The organism is Plantibacter sp. MDV22-iso1, from assembly GCF_058408345.1.
The window spans coordinates 260,689-275,369 of sequence record NZ_JBZVDY010000001.1; the positions used below are offsets into that span (position 1 = coordinate 260,689).

Sequence of the window (14,681 nt, forward strand, 5' to 3'; positions counted from 1 at the left end):
ACAGGAATGACCACGGAGGACGACCACCCAGCGCACAACCTCGACGAGGCGGCTCGGCAGTTCGGCGACTGCCGGCGCCGGTTATTCGGCATCGCCTATCGGATGGTCGGCACCGCATCCGACGCCGAAGACATCGTCCAGGACGTGTGGATCCGCTGGCAGGCGTACGACCGCAGCGTCGTCCGCGAGCCCGCCGCCTTCCTCGCGACGACGACGACCCGCATGGCGATCAACTTCCTGCAGTCGGCGCGCGCCCGTCACGAGACCTACATCGGTCCGTGGCTGCCGGAACCCGTGGACACGAGCAACGACCCGACTCTTGGCGCCGAACGGGGTGAGGCGCTCAGCTTCGCCATTCTGCTGTTGCTCGAGAAGCTGACGCCGACCGAACGCGCCGCTTACGTCCTTCGCGAGGCGTTTGACTACTCATACGCGGAGATCGCGGACGTCGTGCAACGCGGCGAAACGGCGACCCGGCAGCTGGTGAGCCGTGCGCGCAAGCATCTGCGGGCCGAACGACGAACGCAGGTGCCGGACGAGGACCAGCGGCGCCTGCTCGACGCGTTCCTCGTGGCTGCGCAGCACGGGGATGTCGCCGGCCTCGAGCGGATCCTCGCGGCGGACGTCGTCAGTTACTCGGACGGCAACGGCGTGAAGCTCGCAGCGCGCATACCGGTCATCGGCCGCGGCCGTGTGGCGTCCTTCGTCGCCGCGTTCTCGAGCCACTTCTGGATCGGAAAGATCCTCGAGCCGATTCGCCTCAACGGTCAGCCTGCGATGGCACTTGTCGAGGACGGCCGCATCACGACGGCGGTGACGATCACGGCGTCCCCATCGGGGATCGAGCAACTGCTGTGGCTTATGAGCCCCGACAAGCTGCGTCGGCTCACGTCGGCGGACGCCTGACGCGTTCCGGCGCTCGGGGCGTTCCCGAGCGCCGGAACACCGACGACCTGAATCGGGATTCGAGACTTCGTCCCTCCCGATCCCGAAGGTCGGGCGCCGCTATCGCGGCGTCGAATCGAGCCACTGTTGCAGGGAGACCGCTCCGACCCGGTGTCCCGCGGTCGGCACCAGCGTCGTCTCCTCCACGGGCGCTCCGAAGTAGGGAGCGCTCGGGTCTGCGACGACGGTGCGCTGGTCGCCGCGCGCTGTGAGGACCTGCGCGACGATGTCGGAGAACCGGCCGCGATCGGGTCCGGCGATGTCGACGACACCGTTGATGGGCGCTTCGACGGCCACCTCGGTGATAAGTGTTGCGACGTCGACGGCCGCGACCGGCTGGAACTGCACGGGCGGGAGGGTGACCGCGCCACCGTCAGTCGCCGTGGCGGCGATCGCCTCGATGAACTCGAAGAACTGCGTCGCGTGCACGATCGAGTACGGGACGCCGGAGTCGCGGATGAGTGCCTCCTGGGCGGCCTTCGCACGGAAGTAGCCGCCTTCAGACGGGTGCTCGACACCCACGATGGACAGCGCAACGTGGTGCGCGACGCCGGCGAGCTGTTCCGCTTCGAGCTGCCGTCTGGTCGACTCAGTGAAGAACTGCAGCACCGGGCCGTCCTCGAACGACGGCGAGTTGGTGACGTCGACGACGACGTCGGCCCCGGCGACGGCCTCGGCGAGTCCCGCACCGGTGATGGTGTCGACGCCCGTCGACGGAGACGCGGCGACCGCCACATGCCCGAGTGCTTCGAGCTGCTTGACGACTGTCGAGCCGATGAGACCCGTACCGCCCACGACGACGAACTTCATGATGAACCTCCAGAGAACCCTCTGCGGCCGCGGCAGGGCGCCGTCGGCTCACACTCAAGATGACAACCCACAGCTCCGAGCTGTGACAGCTCGGCGTCTTCGGCGTCTTCCGATCTCCCTCCGGACGACTGAGCGTGATCGGCGAGAGCCGTCACAGATCCGACCGAAGCGCGGTCAGAGCTGGTGAACGATGGGGCGGCTGCACCAGACCACGGGGCCATCGCCACATCGCCACATCGCAGCATTGCCGAACTCGGGCGTGGACATACCACTGGAGAAAGGGAAGCGAACCATGAGGACACATCAACAAATCGGCAGCGTCGGGGACTCCGACCCCGCCGATGTTCCGTCCGCGGACGCAGAATCAGAGATCGTCGTCTATCGCGATGACGCTCGGCGTTCCTACGCTGCCAGCCTCGGAAAGGACGAGGTGGCGACCATCGAGTTCAAGCAGATCCACAACCGTGTCGTCGTCCTGTCGACCCATGTCGTCCCGGAGTTCCGGGGGCGTGGAATCGCTGGGGAACTCATCGCCTACGCCCTCGACGATGTGCGCGATCGTGATCTGCACGTTACCGTGTACTGCCCCCTCGTGTCTGCGTTCATCAACCAGAACTCGGAGTACGCGGACCTCGTCGACGTCGAGCATCCGGGACGAGCGTTCAGCGAAGGACACTTCATCGAAGGGAAGACCTCATGACCAACATCGCCGTCTACGGATTCGGACGAATCGGCCGCCAGCTGGTGCGCAGCGCGGTGCAGAACGATCTGTTCTTCCCTACGGTCATCTGCGACATCGCCCCAGCCGGCGCCCTCGCCGCGCTCCTCGAAGTCGACACGAACTACGGGCGGTGGGAAGGCGTCGCGTCGGACGACGACACCTCCATCTCCATCGACGGCAGACGGATCACCTACGTGAACTCCATCGACGGCGTGCCGGACTGGAAAGCGCTCGGCATCGACCTGGTCGTGGATTGCACCGGTCGCGGTGTCACTCGGGAAGCAGCAGAACGGCATCTCACGAACGGCGCAGAGCGGGTGCTCATCAGCGGACCGAGCAAAACCGCCGAGGATTGCGACGCCGTCCTGCTGCCGGGCATCAACCTCGACGACTACGACAGCGATGCGCACAAGATCATCAGCATGGCCAGCTGCACCACCAACGCTCTCGCGGCTGTCGTCAAGGTGCTCCTCGACAGCATCGGCATTCGGTTCGGCGTCTTCTCAACGGTCCACGCCTACACGAACACACAGTCGCTGACCGACCAGCCAATGACGTCCAGGCGGGACTCGTGGGCCGGCGCGGAGAACATCATCCCGTCCTCTTCAGGTGCGGCGAAAGCGCTGGGATTCATCTGGCCAGACCTGAAGATCACCGGGAAGGCCTACCGGGTCCCTGTGCGCACGGGCAGCATCGTCGAGCTCAACGTCATGCCGGAACGAGATATCTCGACCGATGATCTCCGCGAAGTCTTCCGACAGGCAGCGGCCTCGGGACCCCTCGAGGGCATCCTCGACGTGTTCGACGAAGAGTGGACCTCGGCTCGCATCGTCGGGGATCCGCACTCCTCCATCGTGGATCTTCCGCTGACGCAGGTGTTCAACGGCATGGTCTCGGTGGCGGCCTGGTACGACAATGAAGCCGGCTTCTCGATGCGACTCGCTGAGACGGCCGCACGCCTGGCGTCCGCAGACCACTGAACCACGTGTACCGATGCCATGAACGCATGGCATCGGTACACGATGGCGTCGGCAACCCTACCGATACTCGGGATTCGCGTCGAGGCCGAAGTGTTCGCCGCTGTCCCACGCCTGTCGAAGATTCCCCCAAGCCGGAAAACCGCCGGCTGCGCGGAGCATGCCGGCCATGTGCATCAAGTTCCACGTCATGAACGTGACGTTCCGGCGGGTGAAGTCGTTCTCCGGCCCCCCTGAGCCTGGATCCAGATAACTCGGCCCGGGACCGATCTCTCCGATCCAGCCGGCATCAGCTCCCGGCGGAATGACGTAGCCGATGTGTTGCAGGCTGTACAGAATCGACGCCGAGGCGTGCTTGACCCCGTCTTCGTTCCCCGTGATGATCGCGCCAGCGGTCTTGCCGTAGTAGACGTACTGCCCTTTGCTGTTGACCTCGCCGCTCATTGCATAGAGCCGTTCGATGAGCTTGCGGGTGACCGACGCATTGTCTCCGAGCCACAGGGGCCCGCCGACGACGAGGATGTCTGCGTCGTTGATCGCAGGCCACACCTCGGTCAGCCACGCATCGGTCGCCCAGCCTTGCTCGCGCATGTCGGGGTACACCCCGGGCGGCACGTCGTGGTCGACGAAACGGAGTGTCTGCACGTCGACGCCACGGGATCTCATGAGCTCGATGCTGAGCTCCATCAGCCCCTGCGTGTTACTCACCTGAGGACTCGGCTTGAGCGTGCAGTTGACGAAGACTGCTCGAATACCGGCGAAATCGGGAATATCACTCATCGTGGTTCTCCTGTCTGCGCGAAGGTTCGGACGAGGCCAGGGACGACCGACGGCCCGCGATGGTGATGACACGGGATCCTCCGCATCGGATGCGGCGCGCGAGATGGCTCGGGTGGCGAAATCGGGGCGGGCGTCCACGCGAGTGCGAGAAGTGCCTCCAGCTGGGCGAGGTCGCCGTGCTGGGCTGCACGTCGGAATGCCTGCGCCAGCTGGTGTTGCGCGTGCGTCGACGCCGTCGCGCGCGGCCGCGAAGCGAGGTGCCTGCGGGCACGACTGACCAACTGACGAGTATTGACAGGCGTCGTTCCCACGATCTCGGCGATCTGTTCGTACGGGTAGGCAAACGCCTCTCGAAGGATGAACGACGCGAGCTCTGGCGGGGTCAAGGTCCCCAGCAGAGTTCGTATCACGCGCTGGAGGGCTTCGGTCCGTTCCCACGTGAGTGAGGGATCGTCGTCGCCGCTGGCCATCTCCAGCATTCCCTGATCGATGCTCACCTCGTGTCGCGAGTGCGCCGACTGGAGCGCATTGATGGACAAGCGCGTCGCGACCGTCGCGAGGAACGCCGCGGGCTCGCGGATCTCGTCATGCCGCGTGCGCTGCCATCGAATCCATGCTTCTTGAACGATGTCCTCGGCATCCATGACATTGCCGGTCATGCGGTAGGCGATCCCGAAGAGTCGCCCGCGGCACTGCTCGAATGCGGTGACGGCATCCGTCGATTGGTTCACCGCCCGCGATGGTCGGGTGACAGTCGTCTGACTCATGGGCTTTCATCTCTCTGCGACGTCATCGCGTGGGCGGCAGTGACGTGGTGAAGCGCTCTCACGGGTGGTTCATCACTTCGCGATGAAAGCGAGGATGTCGGCATCGAGTTGCTTCTGGTACTCCCCGGAGATGCCATGTGGGGCGCCGGGGTACACCTTGAGTGTCCCGTTCCTCACGAGAGCGGCCGACTTGAGCGCGGCATCATGGATGGGAACGATCTGGTCGTCGCTGCCGTGGGCGATCATGATTGGCACGGTGAGCGCTTCCAGGTCTTCGGTGAAGTCGGTTTCCGAGAAGGCCGCGACACAGTCGTAGGCAGCGGCGAGGTTCACCAGCATTCCCTGACGCCAAAACTCGCGCTTGGCTCCCTCCGACACATGCGAGTCCGCATGGTTCGCGCCGAAGAACGCTTCGGCCAGCTCGATGTAGAACTGCGACGAATCGGCGAGCACACCGGCGCGGATGCCGTCGAAGACTTCGGCCGGCAGACCCTCCGGGTTCGACTCGGACAGGATCATCAGTGGAGCCACACCACCGGCGGTGATGACCTTGACGACCCGTCCTCGGCGATGTTGAGCGGCGTACCGCACGACCTCACCGCCGCCTGTCGAGTGGCCGATGAGCACCAGATCTCTCAGGTCGAGGTGCTCGATGAGCTCGGCGAGGTCTCGAGCGTATGTGTCCATATCGTTGCCGGTGAATGTCTTGGCTGATCTGCCGTGGCCGCGACGGTCGTGCGCGATCGCCCGATAGCCGGAATCGGCAAGCAGTTTGATCTCCACCTGCCAGGCGTCAGACGACAGCGGCCAACCATGGCTCAGGAGGACCGGCTGGCCGGATCCCTGATCCGTGTAGAAGATTTCTGTGCCATCCGAAGTGATGAAGTACGGCATGATGCTCTCTTTTCGTCAGTACTGGTGCGGCGCGGGGTCAGGACAGGTGGGCGACAGCTTCTGCGATGAGATCGGCGACGGCTCCGGGGTTGGAGACCATCACGGAGTGCGAAGCGTTGGGGAGTTCGACGGTCTCCAGCGAGCCCGCGCGTTCCGCCATGAAACGCAGCCCCTCGACAGGGATGTTCTTGTCACCCGACCCGAACACGAACCAGGACGGCAGCGTCTTCCAGGCCGGAGTCGAAGCCGGTTGCGGCTCAGCGAGCGCCGCGTCACGGATCGCGCGCTGCGTGGCGCCGCCGATCTGCGCCTCGCTCAGCGACAGATCGCCGGCGAACTGTGCCGGGAAGAGATCGCGGTCGACGATGAGATCGTTCGACCCGTCTCCCAACGGAATACTGCGCAGGGTCCCGGCGAGGCTGGAGCCGGGGAATCTGCCGGTCAAGCTGAGCGAGGTCTCGCCGTGATCCGGGGCGAACGCCGACACGTAGACGAGGCCTTTTACGGGATCGCTGCCGACGGCCGCCTCTGAGATGACTGCTCCGCCGTAGGAGTGGCCGACGAGGACGACCGGTCCTCCGACGGCTTCGGCGGCACGACGGACGTTGTCAGCATCGGTTGTGACGCTCCGAAGTGGATTCGGGGTGGCGATCGTGTCGATGCGCTTAGCTTGAAGCGCGGTGATGACACCCCTCCAGCTCGCGGATTCGGCGAAGGCGCCGTGAACGAGAACGACGGTGATGGGTTTCGGCATATTCTGCTCCTCTATCGGTTCCTCCAGTTCAACGGTGAAGCGCGGAGGAGCCCAGGCAGAGCGCATGCAGAAACAGGCGGGTTGGTCCCCCGACGATTTGCCAATCCTCACCGAGGACGAGGGACTCGGCCGGTGCACGAGAGGCGCCCCGGATGCTCTCCGGGGCGCCTCTCTCGGTGGCGGGTGGGACCAGCCGTGTCTGCTTGGCGCAATCGATAGACCGCCTGAAACCCAGTCTCCCGCTCTTACCTTCGGCCGACCGGAGACCTCGCTGGCTCTCGCCAGCTGGCCTCATCAACTCTGACCGGACAGCTCAGCGTCGTGTGACGGTGGGTACGTTCAGGGTGCCGGGCGCTCACGGACGACGACGGGATCGACGTCGTCTCCCCGTACGACGTCGCCTCCCGGTACGACGTCACCGGCATGGGCTTCCTTGAGCAGGGCGTCGATATCGACCCGGAGAGCGCTTCCGTGGCCGACGTTCGGATAGGGCGCGACGATGGATCTGACGGCGTCCAGGGCACTCAGGGCGTCGTCTCGACGCTCGGCTGCCAGGAGCGCTCGTGCGCGCACGACGTGGGCCCGGGCCGTGACGAGATCGACGTCGTAGATCACGGTCGATCGCATCAGCTCGTCGGCGGTTGCAAGAGCGGCTTCCGCGTCTCCGTGGTCGACGTAGCTGTTGGCCAGCTCCTCCAGCGTGACAGACCGGGCGAATGCGTCAGCGTACGCCTCCGTCTCGGGATCGATGATCTGCGGCAATGCCGCCTGCACGGCCGAGAGTTCGACGATCGCCCGCTCGGTGCGACCCATCCGTCGCTGCAACATGCCCATGACCGCCTGGGCCTGCCGCTGGTCCGACAGCGCGCCGACGGTGCCGAACCCCTCGATCGCTGCTCGGAGGTTGTCCTCGACGCCGTCGATCTGCCCGCCATAGCCACCTGCCCAGCCCAGGAGGAACCTCGAGCGAGCAATTCCGTAGACGTCCGCAGCCCGCTCTGCGACCGCGAGGGTTTCCCGAGCGGTCTTCAGCGCCAGCGGAAGGTCTCCCCGCTCCGTCATGGCGAGCTGCGCGACGACGCCACCGCGCAGTGCCTCCGCGCGAGGATCACCGAGTGCCTTGGTCGAGCGGAGAGCGAGCTCATTGAGCTCGTACCAATGGCCCCACTCGGGCCAGAGGACAAGCTTCCACCCCACGGCATCGGCCACGGCGATCACCCGATCGTGGTCCGCGACGCTCGACGCGCGTTGCACGGCTGGCCACCAATGCTCGGCGTTGGCGAGGATCCAAGCACGCGCAGCGACACGGTCGAACGCGCCCACTCTGCTCGGTGCCGCGCCAGCACCAGAAGATGCGGTGCCGCCGACCACGCCGACCATCGCGGCGATGAGCCAGGACATCAGACGGTCTCGTGCCATTGTGATCTCCTGCTCCGACTTCGACAGTCGCAGACGTGTGCTCGCGAAGACGCGCAAGAGGTCATGCAGCCGATAGCGGTTCCCACCCCGCGACTCGAGCAGCCCGAGGTCGACCAGATGTTCGAGCTCATCCTCGGTCTGTTGCTCCGGGAGTCCAGCCGCAGCGGCCGCGATGGCCGCGTCGAACGTGATGCCGTCGATGACCGACAGGAGGCAGAACACTTCTGCCGTTCTGTCATCGAGAGCGTCATAGGACAGCGCGAAGACAGCCTCGACCGACATGTCGCCTGCCACGAGGAGGGGCAAGCGACGCGCCTCAGAGCGCATGCGCTCGACGGAGTCGCCGACGGTGGTCGCGGGTCTACTGGCGATGCGATTCGCCGCGATCCTCAGCGCCAAGGGCATGCCGTGGCACAACGCCGCCAGCTCGTCGACGGACTGTCCGTCTTGCTGCCGCGTCGGGATGATTCGTGCGAGCAGTCGGACGCTGTCGGCCGCGCGGAGAGAATCAAGCACGATGCGCCATGTCGCGGTGATGCCGGCGAGGGTCCGCCGAGAGGTGATCAAGACAGGTCCTCTGTCTTCAGCGGCGAGAATGGTCCGCACCTGATCTTCGCTCGTCGCGTTGTCGAGCAGCACCGTCGGGTGCCGCAGTGCCGCCACTGCCTCCCACCGCGCGACGGCCTCCTCCAATCCGATCGGCGGTTCGGACAGGTCTTCGTCGGTCTGGCGGAGGACCAGCTGCACGACTTCCAGGGGCGTGAGCGGGGGCCGTCCGTTCCCCGCGAGGTCGACGAACGCGAGCCCACCGACGGGCGTGAATCGCGATACGGCCTCAAGGGCCAGGGAGGTCTTGCCGAAACCACCGGGCCCCGTGATGGCCACCACAGCTCCCGGTGTATTCAACGGCGCATCGAGCGATTCGAGCTCCGATTCGCGTCCGGTGAAGTCGCTGAGGCGATGCGGCCTCAAGGTCGCGGGGAGCGTCGAGTCGACGGTCCGCGCGCGACGGGCGGCGAACAGCAGATCACGACGCCCGCGCTCGTCCAGACCGAGGCCGCCTGCCAACGCGTTCAGGGTGCCGCTTCGCGGAGCCGTCGTCACTCCACGTTCGATATCGCTGATGCCCCGAACGCTGACCCCGGATCGCTCCGAGAGTGTTTCGATGGTGAGGGCACGCTCGATGCGCGAGTCACGGAGCATGGCCGCGATCGTGTCTGACGTCATGACGCCGGCATTGTCGAGAGCGGTTTCACGGCACCCTTCGTGTCGGGCGATGCAGCGCCGACACGGTTGCTCCGGAGCCATTGCTCGAAGCGGGTCGTGTAGTGGAATGCGTCCGGGCCTGGCAGCAGTTCCGTCCGGCTGAGCGTATGTCCGAAGTACCGGGCGAGCGGATCGGCATCGATCTCCCGTGGATCACGGCGAGACAGGAGTTCTCGTTGGACGAGCTCGTGGAGGGTGAAGACCTCGGGCCCGGCGAACTCCACAATCGAGTTCGTGGGTTCGCCGAGTGCGGTGTCCGCCACAGCGGCCGCGACGTCGTCGCCGGCGATGGGCTGCACGGAGGTTTGCGCGATGCGCACGCGGTCGCCGTCGGTGGCCGCATCGGCGATGCTGCGGACGAACTCGAAGAACTGGGTTGTATGGACGAGGGAGTACGGCACGGATGAGCGGCGGATGAGCGTCTCCTGTGCATCCTTCGCGAAGAAGTAGCCGCGTTCAGTTTGTGCCAGACGATCCGTTCCGACGACCGAGAGAGCGACATGGTGGGTGACGCCCGCCGCGCGACCGAAGGTGAGCAGATTGAGCGTCGACGTGTAGAAGAACTCCAAAGCCCCCTCCTGGTCGGTGTAGGACGAGTTCGACACGTCGATCACCACCTCGACGCCCTCGAGTGCGGCCGCGAGGCCCTCCCCGGTGTACGAGTTGACTCCGGTCGAGCGCGCGGCTGCGGTCACCTGATGTCCTGCTCGGTGCAGACGCTCGACGACCTTCGCGCCGATCAGGCCGGTCCCTCCGACAACGACGATGTTCATGATTGACCTCTCGCTCTGCGCCGATCGGTGGACGGCGTCTTGACGCTTAAGACCGCCCTGGGCATCGATCTGTGACGGCTCGCCACACGTCCGAAGCGCTGTGTCGGGAGATCGTTGTCACGACTCGGCTGTTCTCCCGGTCAACGCTGAGTGAGAAGTCACTCATCGAAACAAGGAGAACGTCATGCGAGTAGTTATCGCCGGAGGAACCGGCTACGTGGGAAGGCGGGTTGTCGAGGCGGTCCAGCGCCTCGGACATGCTGTGGTGTCCGCTTCCCCGAGCAATGGTGTCGACACGATCACTGGTCGAGGTCTTGATCGTGCACTGGAGAGCGCGGATGTCGTCATCGACGTCACGAACCCGGCGAGCACCGATGCGGCCGCGGCGCGGGACTTTTTCCAGGCGTCGACCGGGCGACTGCTCGAGACCGAGCGTGAGGTCGGGGTGAAGCATCATGTGGTGCTCTCCCTGGTGGGCGCGGACTCGTCGGCCAACGACGGGTACTTCTCAGCGAAGGCCGTGCAGGAGTCGATGGTGGAAGCGGGCGGCATCCCGTTCTCAATCTTGCGCGCGACGCAGTTCTTCGAGTTCGCGCGCACGATCGCCGAGTGGAACACTCGCGAGGACACCGTGCGCCTGCCCGGCACCGAGGTGGAGCCCATAGCTGTCCATGACGTCGTCTCCACCCTCGTGGAGTTCGCCACGTCGCCCGCGCGCAACACCGCGGTCGACATCGCCGGGCCCGAACGGATGTCTTTGGATACCTTCGTGAGGCAAGTGCTTCTGCAGGACCACGACACTCGGTACGTCGTGCAAGATGCCAGCGCTTTCCCTCGTGGGTTCAACGTGGAGGGACGACTTCTCGTCCCCGAGGGCTCCGACAGGATCATCGCTCCCACCACCCTCGGCCGGTGGCTTGAGATGCCGAGCGGGAGCCGCTGATCCCGGCGATCACCGTTATCGGCGCTGGCCCGGGCATCAGCATTTCCGTTGCACGACGCTTCGCCGACCTCGGATACTCGATCAGTCTCATCGCCGGATCCGAGGCGCACCTGAGACCTCTGGCCGCTGAGGTCACGAACGGCGGGGAGAGCGTGCAGGTCTTCGCTGCTGACATCACCGATTCCGACGCCTCCCGGACGGTCCTCTCGACGAAATCTCGGACAGGGATCCTGAACCGACGCTCGGAGCAGGACGCCTGCCGAACCGGCTCATTTCCGCCGAGAAACGGAATGACGTCACGTTCAGCGTCTCAGCGCATGCGGAGCTTGACCTGGAGCGCGCTCCACGAGGCACGATAAGCACATGGCAACCGTGACCCTCCCCACGATCGACGCCGAGGTACCCGCCGGCGGTCTCTCGATCGGTGCCGTCGCCGAGGCGACCGGTCTCTCCATCGACACGCTCCGCTACTACGAGAAAGCGGGACTGCTCCTCGACCCAACCCCGCGCGACCCAGGCGGCCGACGCCGATACGGCCAGGACGACCTCGACTGGATCGCCGGTCTAATCATGCTGCGCAAGACCGGCATGAGCATCGCAGACGCGCGCCGCATGGCCGAACTCAGCCGCGTGCCCGAGACCGAAGCCGAACGCCTCGTCGTGCTCGAGGCACACCGGGAGCGGGTGCTCTCCGAGTTGGAGCGCACGCGCGCGCACCTCGCGGCACTGGAGAAGAAGATCGCCGCCTACACCGCCGTCGTCGGCCGCACCGCCGACGACGACGCCTCCACCACCTGAAAGGACACACCATGACCTCCCCCACCCCGCTTCGGACCACCCGCCTCGGCGACAGCCTCACCGTCTCCGCGATCGGCCTCGGCGCCATGGGCATGAGCGCCTACTACGGCGCGAGCGACGAACAAGAATCAATCGCCACGCTCCGACACGCCGTCGACACCGGCGTCACCTTCATCGACACCGCCGAGGCGTACGGACCGTTCGAGAACGAGAAGCTCATCGCCCGCGCCCTCGGCGACCGCCGCGACGAGATCACGCTCGCCACCAAGGCCTCCGCCGAAACAGATGACGACGGCACGGTCCACGGCCGCAACGGCACCCCCGCCTACATCCGCAAGGCCGCCGAACGCTCCCTCCGCCATCTCGGCACCGACGTCATCGACCTGTACTACCTGCACCGCGTCGACCCCGACGTGCCGATCGAGGAGAGCGTGGGGGCGATGTCGGAGCTCGTCGCCGAGGGCAAGGTGCGTCACATCGGACTCTCGGAGGCCTCCGCCGCGACCATCCGGCGGGCGCACGCCGTCCATCCCCTCGCCGCCGTGCAATCTGAGTTCTCGCTGTTCGCCCGCGACGTGCTGCACAACGAGGAGAAGGCGACCCTGGATGAGCTCGGCATCGGCCTGGTCGCGTTCTCGCCACTCGGCCGAGGTTTCCTCACCGGCGCCATCCGCTCGATCGACGATCTCGACCCAGAAGACGCACGTCTCGGTCTGCCCCGTTTCCAGCCGGAGGCGATCGCCGCCAACCTCGCGCTGGTCGACCGGGTGAATACGATCGCGGCCGAGAAGGGCGTCACGAACGCGCAGATCGCCCTCGCCTGGCTCCTCGCCCAGGGTGTCGTGCCCATCCCGGGCACCCGCCGCCGCACCCGGCTCGACGAGAACACCGCGGCTAGCGGGGTGCGACTGGACGCAGCCGACCTCGTCCGCCTGTCCGAAGCCCTCCCCGACGACGAGATCGTGGGCACCCGGGACTACGTCCACCACACGGTCGGCGTCGACCGCTGATCGACCGGCAACACGTCACAGGGCCCGGTGCCGGTCGGTCGTAGCTAGGGAACGCTCGGATTGTCCGGGCCGATGAACGGAGCAGCCATGAACCGCGTCCCCGATTCCGAACTCGTCCTCGTGCCGGGCGGAAGCCTGATCACCCCGACACCCGAAGAAGGGCGGGCCCTCGCCATTACCATGGCCAGGCACAGCATCCACAACATCCAACCCGACCTCGATGTGCTGAAAGGCGGCCGCCCGAACTACTCGACCTCCCCGGACAGCCTGATCGCCGTCAGTCAGGTCATCGCCATCGAGTTCCAGACCGTGGCCGCCGCGAACGACTACTGGAGGAAGTGAACGTACCGCCGGCTCAGCCTGACGGTGCACAGATCAACGTGGGCACTGGCACCGCGCTCGACGCGAGCGGAGCCGTCGTCATCGACGTCGGCTCCGCATCGTCGTCCTCCGCGCCGAACGCTCACGACGAGTGTCACAGACCGGCAGGAAGCCCGGTCTTAGCTTGTGACGGCCGCGGAACACACCGTACGGCCGCACGGAGCGGAAGAAGCACTCATGTCCAAAATCATCGTCATCGGAGGCACCGGCCTCATCGGCTCCAAAGTCGTCACCAAGCTCACCGAGCACGGCCACACCGCCATCTCAGCCTCTCCCAACTCAGGAGTAAACACCCTGACCGGCGAAGGCCTCGCCGACGTGCTCGCGGGCGCCGACACTGTGCTCGACGTCTCGAACTCACCCTCATTCGCCGACGACGACGTGATGAACTTCTTCACCACCGCCACCACGAACACCCTCGCCGCCGCGAAAGCCGCCGGCCTCACCCACTACGCCGCCCTCTCCGTGGTCGGTTCCGAACGGATGATCGACAGCGGCTACATGCGCGCCAAGGTCGCGCAGGAGAACCTCATCAAGGACAGCGGCATCCCCTACTCACTCGTGCACGCCACCCAGTTCTTCGAGTTCGTCACCGCCATCGCCGGCAGCGCCACCGTCGGCGACGAGGTACGCCTCTCGCACGCCCTCATCCAGCCAATCGCCGCAGACGACGTCGCCACCGCCGTCGCCCGCACCACCGCCGGCGCACCCCTGAACGCCACCATCGAGGTCGCCGGCCCCGAAGAGCTCGGCCTCGACGACCTCGTCCGGACCGGCCTCGCCTTCCGCGGCGACCCGCGCACCGTCGTGGCCGAACCCGAGGCAACGTACTTCGGCGAGAAGCTCACCGAGCGGATGCTCCTCCCCGGCCCGGACGCGACCGTCTTCCCCACCCGGTTCGAGGAGTGGCTGCCGGCCAACCCGGCGCCGGCCGCGAGGTAGTACCAGCGATGTCCCACCTCGCGCACCTCGACTCTGCGGTCCCCGCCGCCTACCAGTCGCTTCTCGCGGCAGGCAAGGCGGCGGGTGTCGCCGCCCTCGACTCCGGCCTCGACATGTTGCTCATCGAACTCGTGAGGATTCGCTCGTCCCAGCTGAACGGTTGCGCGTTCTGCCTCAGGATGCACACCCGCGACGCGATCGCCCACGGCGAGACCGCCGACCGCCTTGCCGTGCTCCCAGCCTGGCGGGACAGCGGCTACTTCTCCCCCACGGAGCGCGCGGCCCTCGCCGTGGCAGAGGAGATCACCCTCATCGCAGACGGGCAGAACGGTCGCCGGCTGGCCGCCACCGATGCGGCCGACGCGTCGGGAGCCTTGACTCCGGAGCAGCTCGCCGCGGTGCGCTGGCTCACCATCGTTATCAACGCCTTCAACCGCATCTCGATCGCCAGCCACTACAACGTCTCACCCTGACCGGCCGCTGGCCAGGCCACCGCCACTC

General features: G+C 66.1%; 17 protein-coding genes. 10 read left to right on the plus strand and 7 right to left on the minus strand.

Annotated features, from left to right (window positions below; genetic code table 11):
- Positions 1 to 6: 6 nt before the first annotated feature.
- Positions 7 to 906: an RNA polymerase sigma-70 factor gene (locus tag AC4PMY_RS01200; RefSeq protein ID WP_491621808.1), complete on the plus strand. Its 900-nt coding sequence runs from the start codon at positions 7 to 9 to the stop codon at positions 904 to 906.
- A 99-nt stretch (positions 907 to 1,005) separates the two neighbouring features.
- Here the strand turns inward: AC4PMY_RS01200 and AC4PMY_RS01205 are convergent, their stop codons facing one another.
- Positions 1,006 to 1,755 carry an SDR family oxidoreductase gene (locus AC4PMY_RS01205; RefSeq protein ID WP_491621809.1) on the minus strand — a complete coding sequence of 250 codons (750 nt, stop codon included), beginning with the start codon at positions 1,753 to 1,755 and terminating at the stop codon, positions 1,006 to 1,008.
- Positions 1,756 to 2,014: 259 nt separating this feature from the next.
- Here AC4PMY_RS01205 and AC4PMY_RS01210 point away from each other — a divergent pair, with 259 nt between their 5' ends.
- Together AC4PMY_RS01210 and AC4PMY_RS01215 are read left to right on the plus strand one after the other, a co-directional pair.
- Positions 2,015 to 2,455 carry a GNAT family N-acetyltransferase gene (locus tag AC4PMY_RS01210; protein WP_491621810.1) on the plus strand — a complete coding sequence of 147 codons (441 nt, stop codon included), beginning with the start codon at positions 2,015 to 2,017 and terminating at the stop codon, positions 2,453 to 2,455.
- The gene (locus tag AC4PMY_RS01215) at positions 2,452 to 3,456 is read left to right on the plus strand and encodes a type I glyceraldehyde-3-phosphate dehydrogenase (RefSeq protein ID WP_491621811.1); all 1,005 of its coding nucleotides are present in this window, start codon (positions 2,452 to 2,454) and stop codon (positions 3,454 to 3,456) included. The genes AC4PMY_RS01210 and AC4PMY_RS01215 overlap by 4 nt, the downstream gene beginning before the upstream one ends.
- Before the next feature lie 57 nt (positions 3,457 to 3,513).
- On the opposite strand, the gene AC4PMY_RS01220 is transcribed toward AC4PMY_RS01215, so the two are convergent.
- The 6 genes from AC4PMY_RS01220 to AC4PMY_RS01245 all read right to left on the minus strand — a co-directional run bounded on the left by AC4PMY_RS01220 (position 3,514) and on the right by AC4PMY_RS01245 (position 10,106).
- The gene (locus AC4PMY_RS01220) at positions 3,514 to 4,233 is read right to left on the minus strand and encodes a flavodoxin family protein (RefSeq protein ID WP_491621812.1); all 720 of its coding nucleotides are present in this window, start codon (positions 4,231 to 4,233) and stop codon (positions 3,514 to 3,516) included.
- The gene (locus tag AC4PMY_RS01225) at positions 4,230 to 4,964 is read right to left on the minus strand and encodes a sigma-70 family RNA polymerase sigma factor (protein ID WP_491621813.1); all 735 of its coding nucleotides are present in this window, start codon (positions 4,962 to 4,964) and stop codon (positions 4,230 to 4,232) included. Before AC4PMY_RS01225 ends, AC4PMY_RS01220 begins: the two co-directional genes overlap by 4 nt.
- Before the next feature lie 108 nt (positions 4,965 to 5,072).
- Positions 5,073 to 5,894 (minus strand): alpha/beta fold hydrolase, encoded by an 822-nt coding sequence (locus tag AC4PMY_RS01230; protein ID WP_491621814.1) that lies wholly within the window; start codon positions 5,892 to 5,894, stop codon positions 5,073 to 5,075.
- 37 nt (positions 5,895 to 5,931) lie between these two features.
- The gene (locus tag AC4PMY_RS01235; RefSeq protein WP_491621815.1) at positions 5,932 to 6,786 is read right to left on the minus strand and encodes an alpha/beta fold hydrolase; all 855 of its coding nucleotides are present in this window, start codon (positions 6,784 to 6,786) and stop codon (positions 5,932 to 5,934) included.
- A 201-nt stretch (positions 6,787 to 6,987) separates the two neighbouring features.
- Positions 6,988 to 9,294, minus strand: a complete 2,307-nt coding sequence (locus tag AC4PMY_RS01240) for a helix-turn-helix domain-containing protein (RefSeq protein ID WP_491621816.1) — start codon at positions 9,292 to 9,294, stop codon at positions 6,988 to 6,990.
- Positions 9,291 to 10,106, minus strand: coding sequence for an SDR family oxidoreductase (locus tag AC4PMY_RS01245; protein WP_491621817.1), 816 nt, complete (start codon positions 10,104 to 10,106; stop codon positions 9,291 to 9,293). Before AC4PMY_RS01245 ends, AC4PMY_RS01240 begins: the two co-directional genes overlap by 4 nt.
- Positions 10,107 to 10,290: 184 nt before the next feature.
- Here AC4PMY_RS01245 and AC4PMY_RS01250 point away from each other — a divergent pair, with 184 nt between their 5' ends.
- The 7 genes from AC4PMY_RS01250 to AC4PMY_RS01280 all read left to right on the plus strand — a co-directional run bounded on the left by AC4PMY_RS01250 (position 10,291) and on the right by AC4PMY_RS01280 (position 14,653).
- Complete coding sequence (locus AC4PMY_RS01250; protein ID WP_491621818.1) at positions 10,291 to 11,049, plus strand: SDR family oxidoreductase; 759 nt, start codon at positions 10,291 to 10,293, stop codon at positions 11,047 to 11,049.
- 17 nt (positions 11,050 to 11,066) lie between these two features.
- On the plus strand, positions 11,067 to 11,408 hold the full coding sequence (locus AC4PMY_RS01255; protein WP_491622677.1) for a hypothetical protein: 342 nt from the start codon (positions 11,067 to 11,069) through the stop codon (positions 11,406 to 11,408).
- 4 nt (positions 11,409 to 11,412) lie between these two features.
- On the plus strand, positions 11,413 to 11,847 hold the full coding sequence (locus AC4PMY_RS01260; protein WP_491621819.1) for a MerR family transcriptional regulator: 435 nt from the start codon (positions 11,413 to 11,415) through the stop codon (positions 11,845 to 11,847).
- A gap of 11 nt (positions 11,848 to 11,858) precedes the next feature.
- Positions 11,859 to 12,857, plus strand: coding sequence for an aldo/keto reductase (locus tag AC4PMY_RS01265; protein WP_491621820.1), 999 nt, complete (start codon positions 11,859 to 11,861; stop codon positions 12,855 to 12,857).
- Between the two features lie 87 nt (positions 12,858 to 12,944).
- Complete coding sequence (locus tag AC4PMY_RS01270; protein WP_491621821.1) at positions 12,945 to 13,199, plus strand: hexameric tyrosine-coordinated heme protein; 255 nt, start codon at positions 12,945 to 12,947, stop codon at positions 13,197 to 13,199.
- 216 nt (positions 13,200 to 13,415) lie between these two features.
- Complete coding sequence (locus AC4PMY_RS01275; RefSeq protein WP_491621822.1) at positions 13,416 to 14,180, plus strand: SDR family oxidoreductase; 765 nt, start codon at positions 13,416 to 13,418, stop codon at positions 14,178 to 14,180.
- A gap of 8 nt (positions 14,181 to 14,188) precedes the next feature.
- Positions 14,189 to 14,653 (plus strand): carboxymuconolactone decarboxylase family protein, encoded by a 465-nt coding sequence (locus tag AC4PMY_RS01280; protein ID WP_491621823.1) that lies wholly within the window; start codon positions 14,189 to 14,191, stop codon positions 14,651 to 14,653.
- Positions 14,654 to 14,681: the final 28 nt, after the last annotated feature.

What these genes read in the sequence shown, in the direction of transcription:
- AC4PMY_RS01275 (WP_491621822.1), top strand. Translation starts at nt 13,416, where the DNA reads ATGTCCAAAATCATCGTCATCGGAGGCACCGGCCTCATCGGCTCCAAA.
- AC4PMY_RS01250 (WP_491621818.1), top strand. Translation starts at nt 10,291, where the DNA reads ATGCGAGTAGTTATCGCCGGAGGAACCGGCTACGTGGGAAGGCGGGTT.
- AC4PMY_RS01280 (WP_491621823.1), top strand. Translation starts at nt 14,189, where the DNA reads ATGTCCCACCTCGCGCACCTCGACTCTGCGGTCCCCGCCGCCTACCAG.
- AC4PMY_RS01270 (WP_491621821.1), top strand. Translation starts at nt 12,945, where the DNA reads ATGAACCGCGTCCCCGATTCCGAACTCGTCCTCGTGCCGGGCGGAAGC.
- AC4PMY_RS01205 (WP_491621809.1), bottom strand. Translation starts at nt 1,755, where the DNA reads ATGAAGTTCGTCGTCGTGGGCGGTACGGGTCTCATCGGCTCGACAGTC.
- AC4PMY_RS01260 (WP_491621819.1), top strand. Translation starts at nt 11,413, where the DNA reads ATGGCAACCGTGACCCTCCCCACGATCGACGCCGAGGTACCCGCCGGC.
- AC4PMY_RS01230 (WP_491621814.1), bottom strand. Translation starts at nt 5,894, where the DNA reads ATGCCGTACTTCATCACTTCGGATGGCACAGAAATCTTCTACACGGAT.
- AC4PMY_RS01215 (WP_491621811.1), top strand. Translation starts at nt 2,452, where the DNA reads ATGACCAACATCGCCGTCTACGGATTCGGACGAATCGGCCGCCAGCTG.
- AC4PMY_RS01265 (WP_491621820.1), top strand. Translation starts at nt 11,859, where the DNA reads ATGACCTCCCCCACCCCGCTTCGGACCACCCGCCTCGGCGACAGCCTC.
- AC4PMY_RS01240 (WP_491621816.1), bottom strand. Translation starts at nt 9,294, where the DNA reads ATGACGTCAGACACGATCGCGGCCATGCTCCGTGACTCGCGCATCGAG.
- AC4PMY_RS01245 (WP_491621817.1), bottom strand. Translation starts at nt 10,106, where the DNA reads ATGAACATCGTCGTTGTCGGAGGGACCGGCCTGATCGGCGCGAAGGTC.
- AC4PMY_RS01200 (WP_491621808.1), top strand. Translation starts at nt 7, where the DNA reads ATGACCACGGAGGACGACCACCCAGCGCACAACCTCGACGAGGCGGCT.
- AC4PMY_RS01220 (WP_491621812.1), bottom strand. Translation starts at nt 4,233, where the DNA reads ATGAGTGATATTCCCGATTTCGCCGGTATTCGAGCAGTCTTCGTCAAC.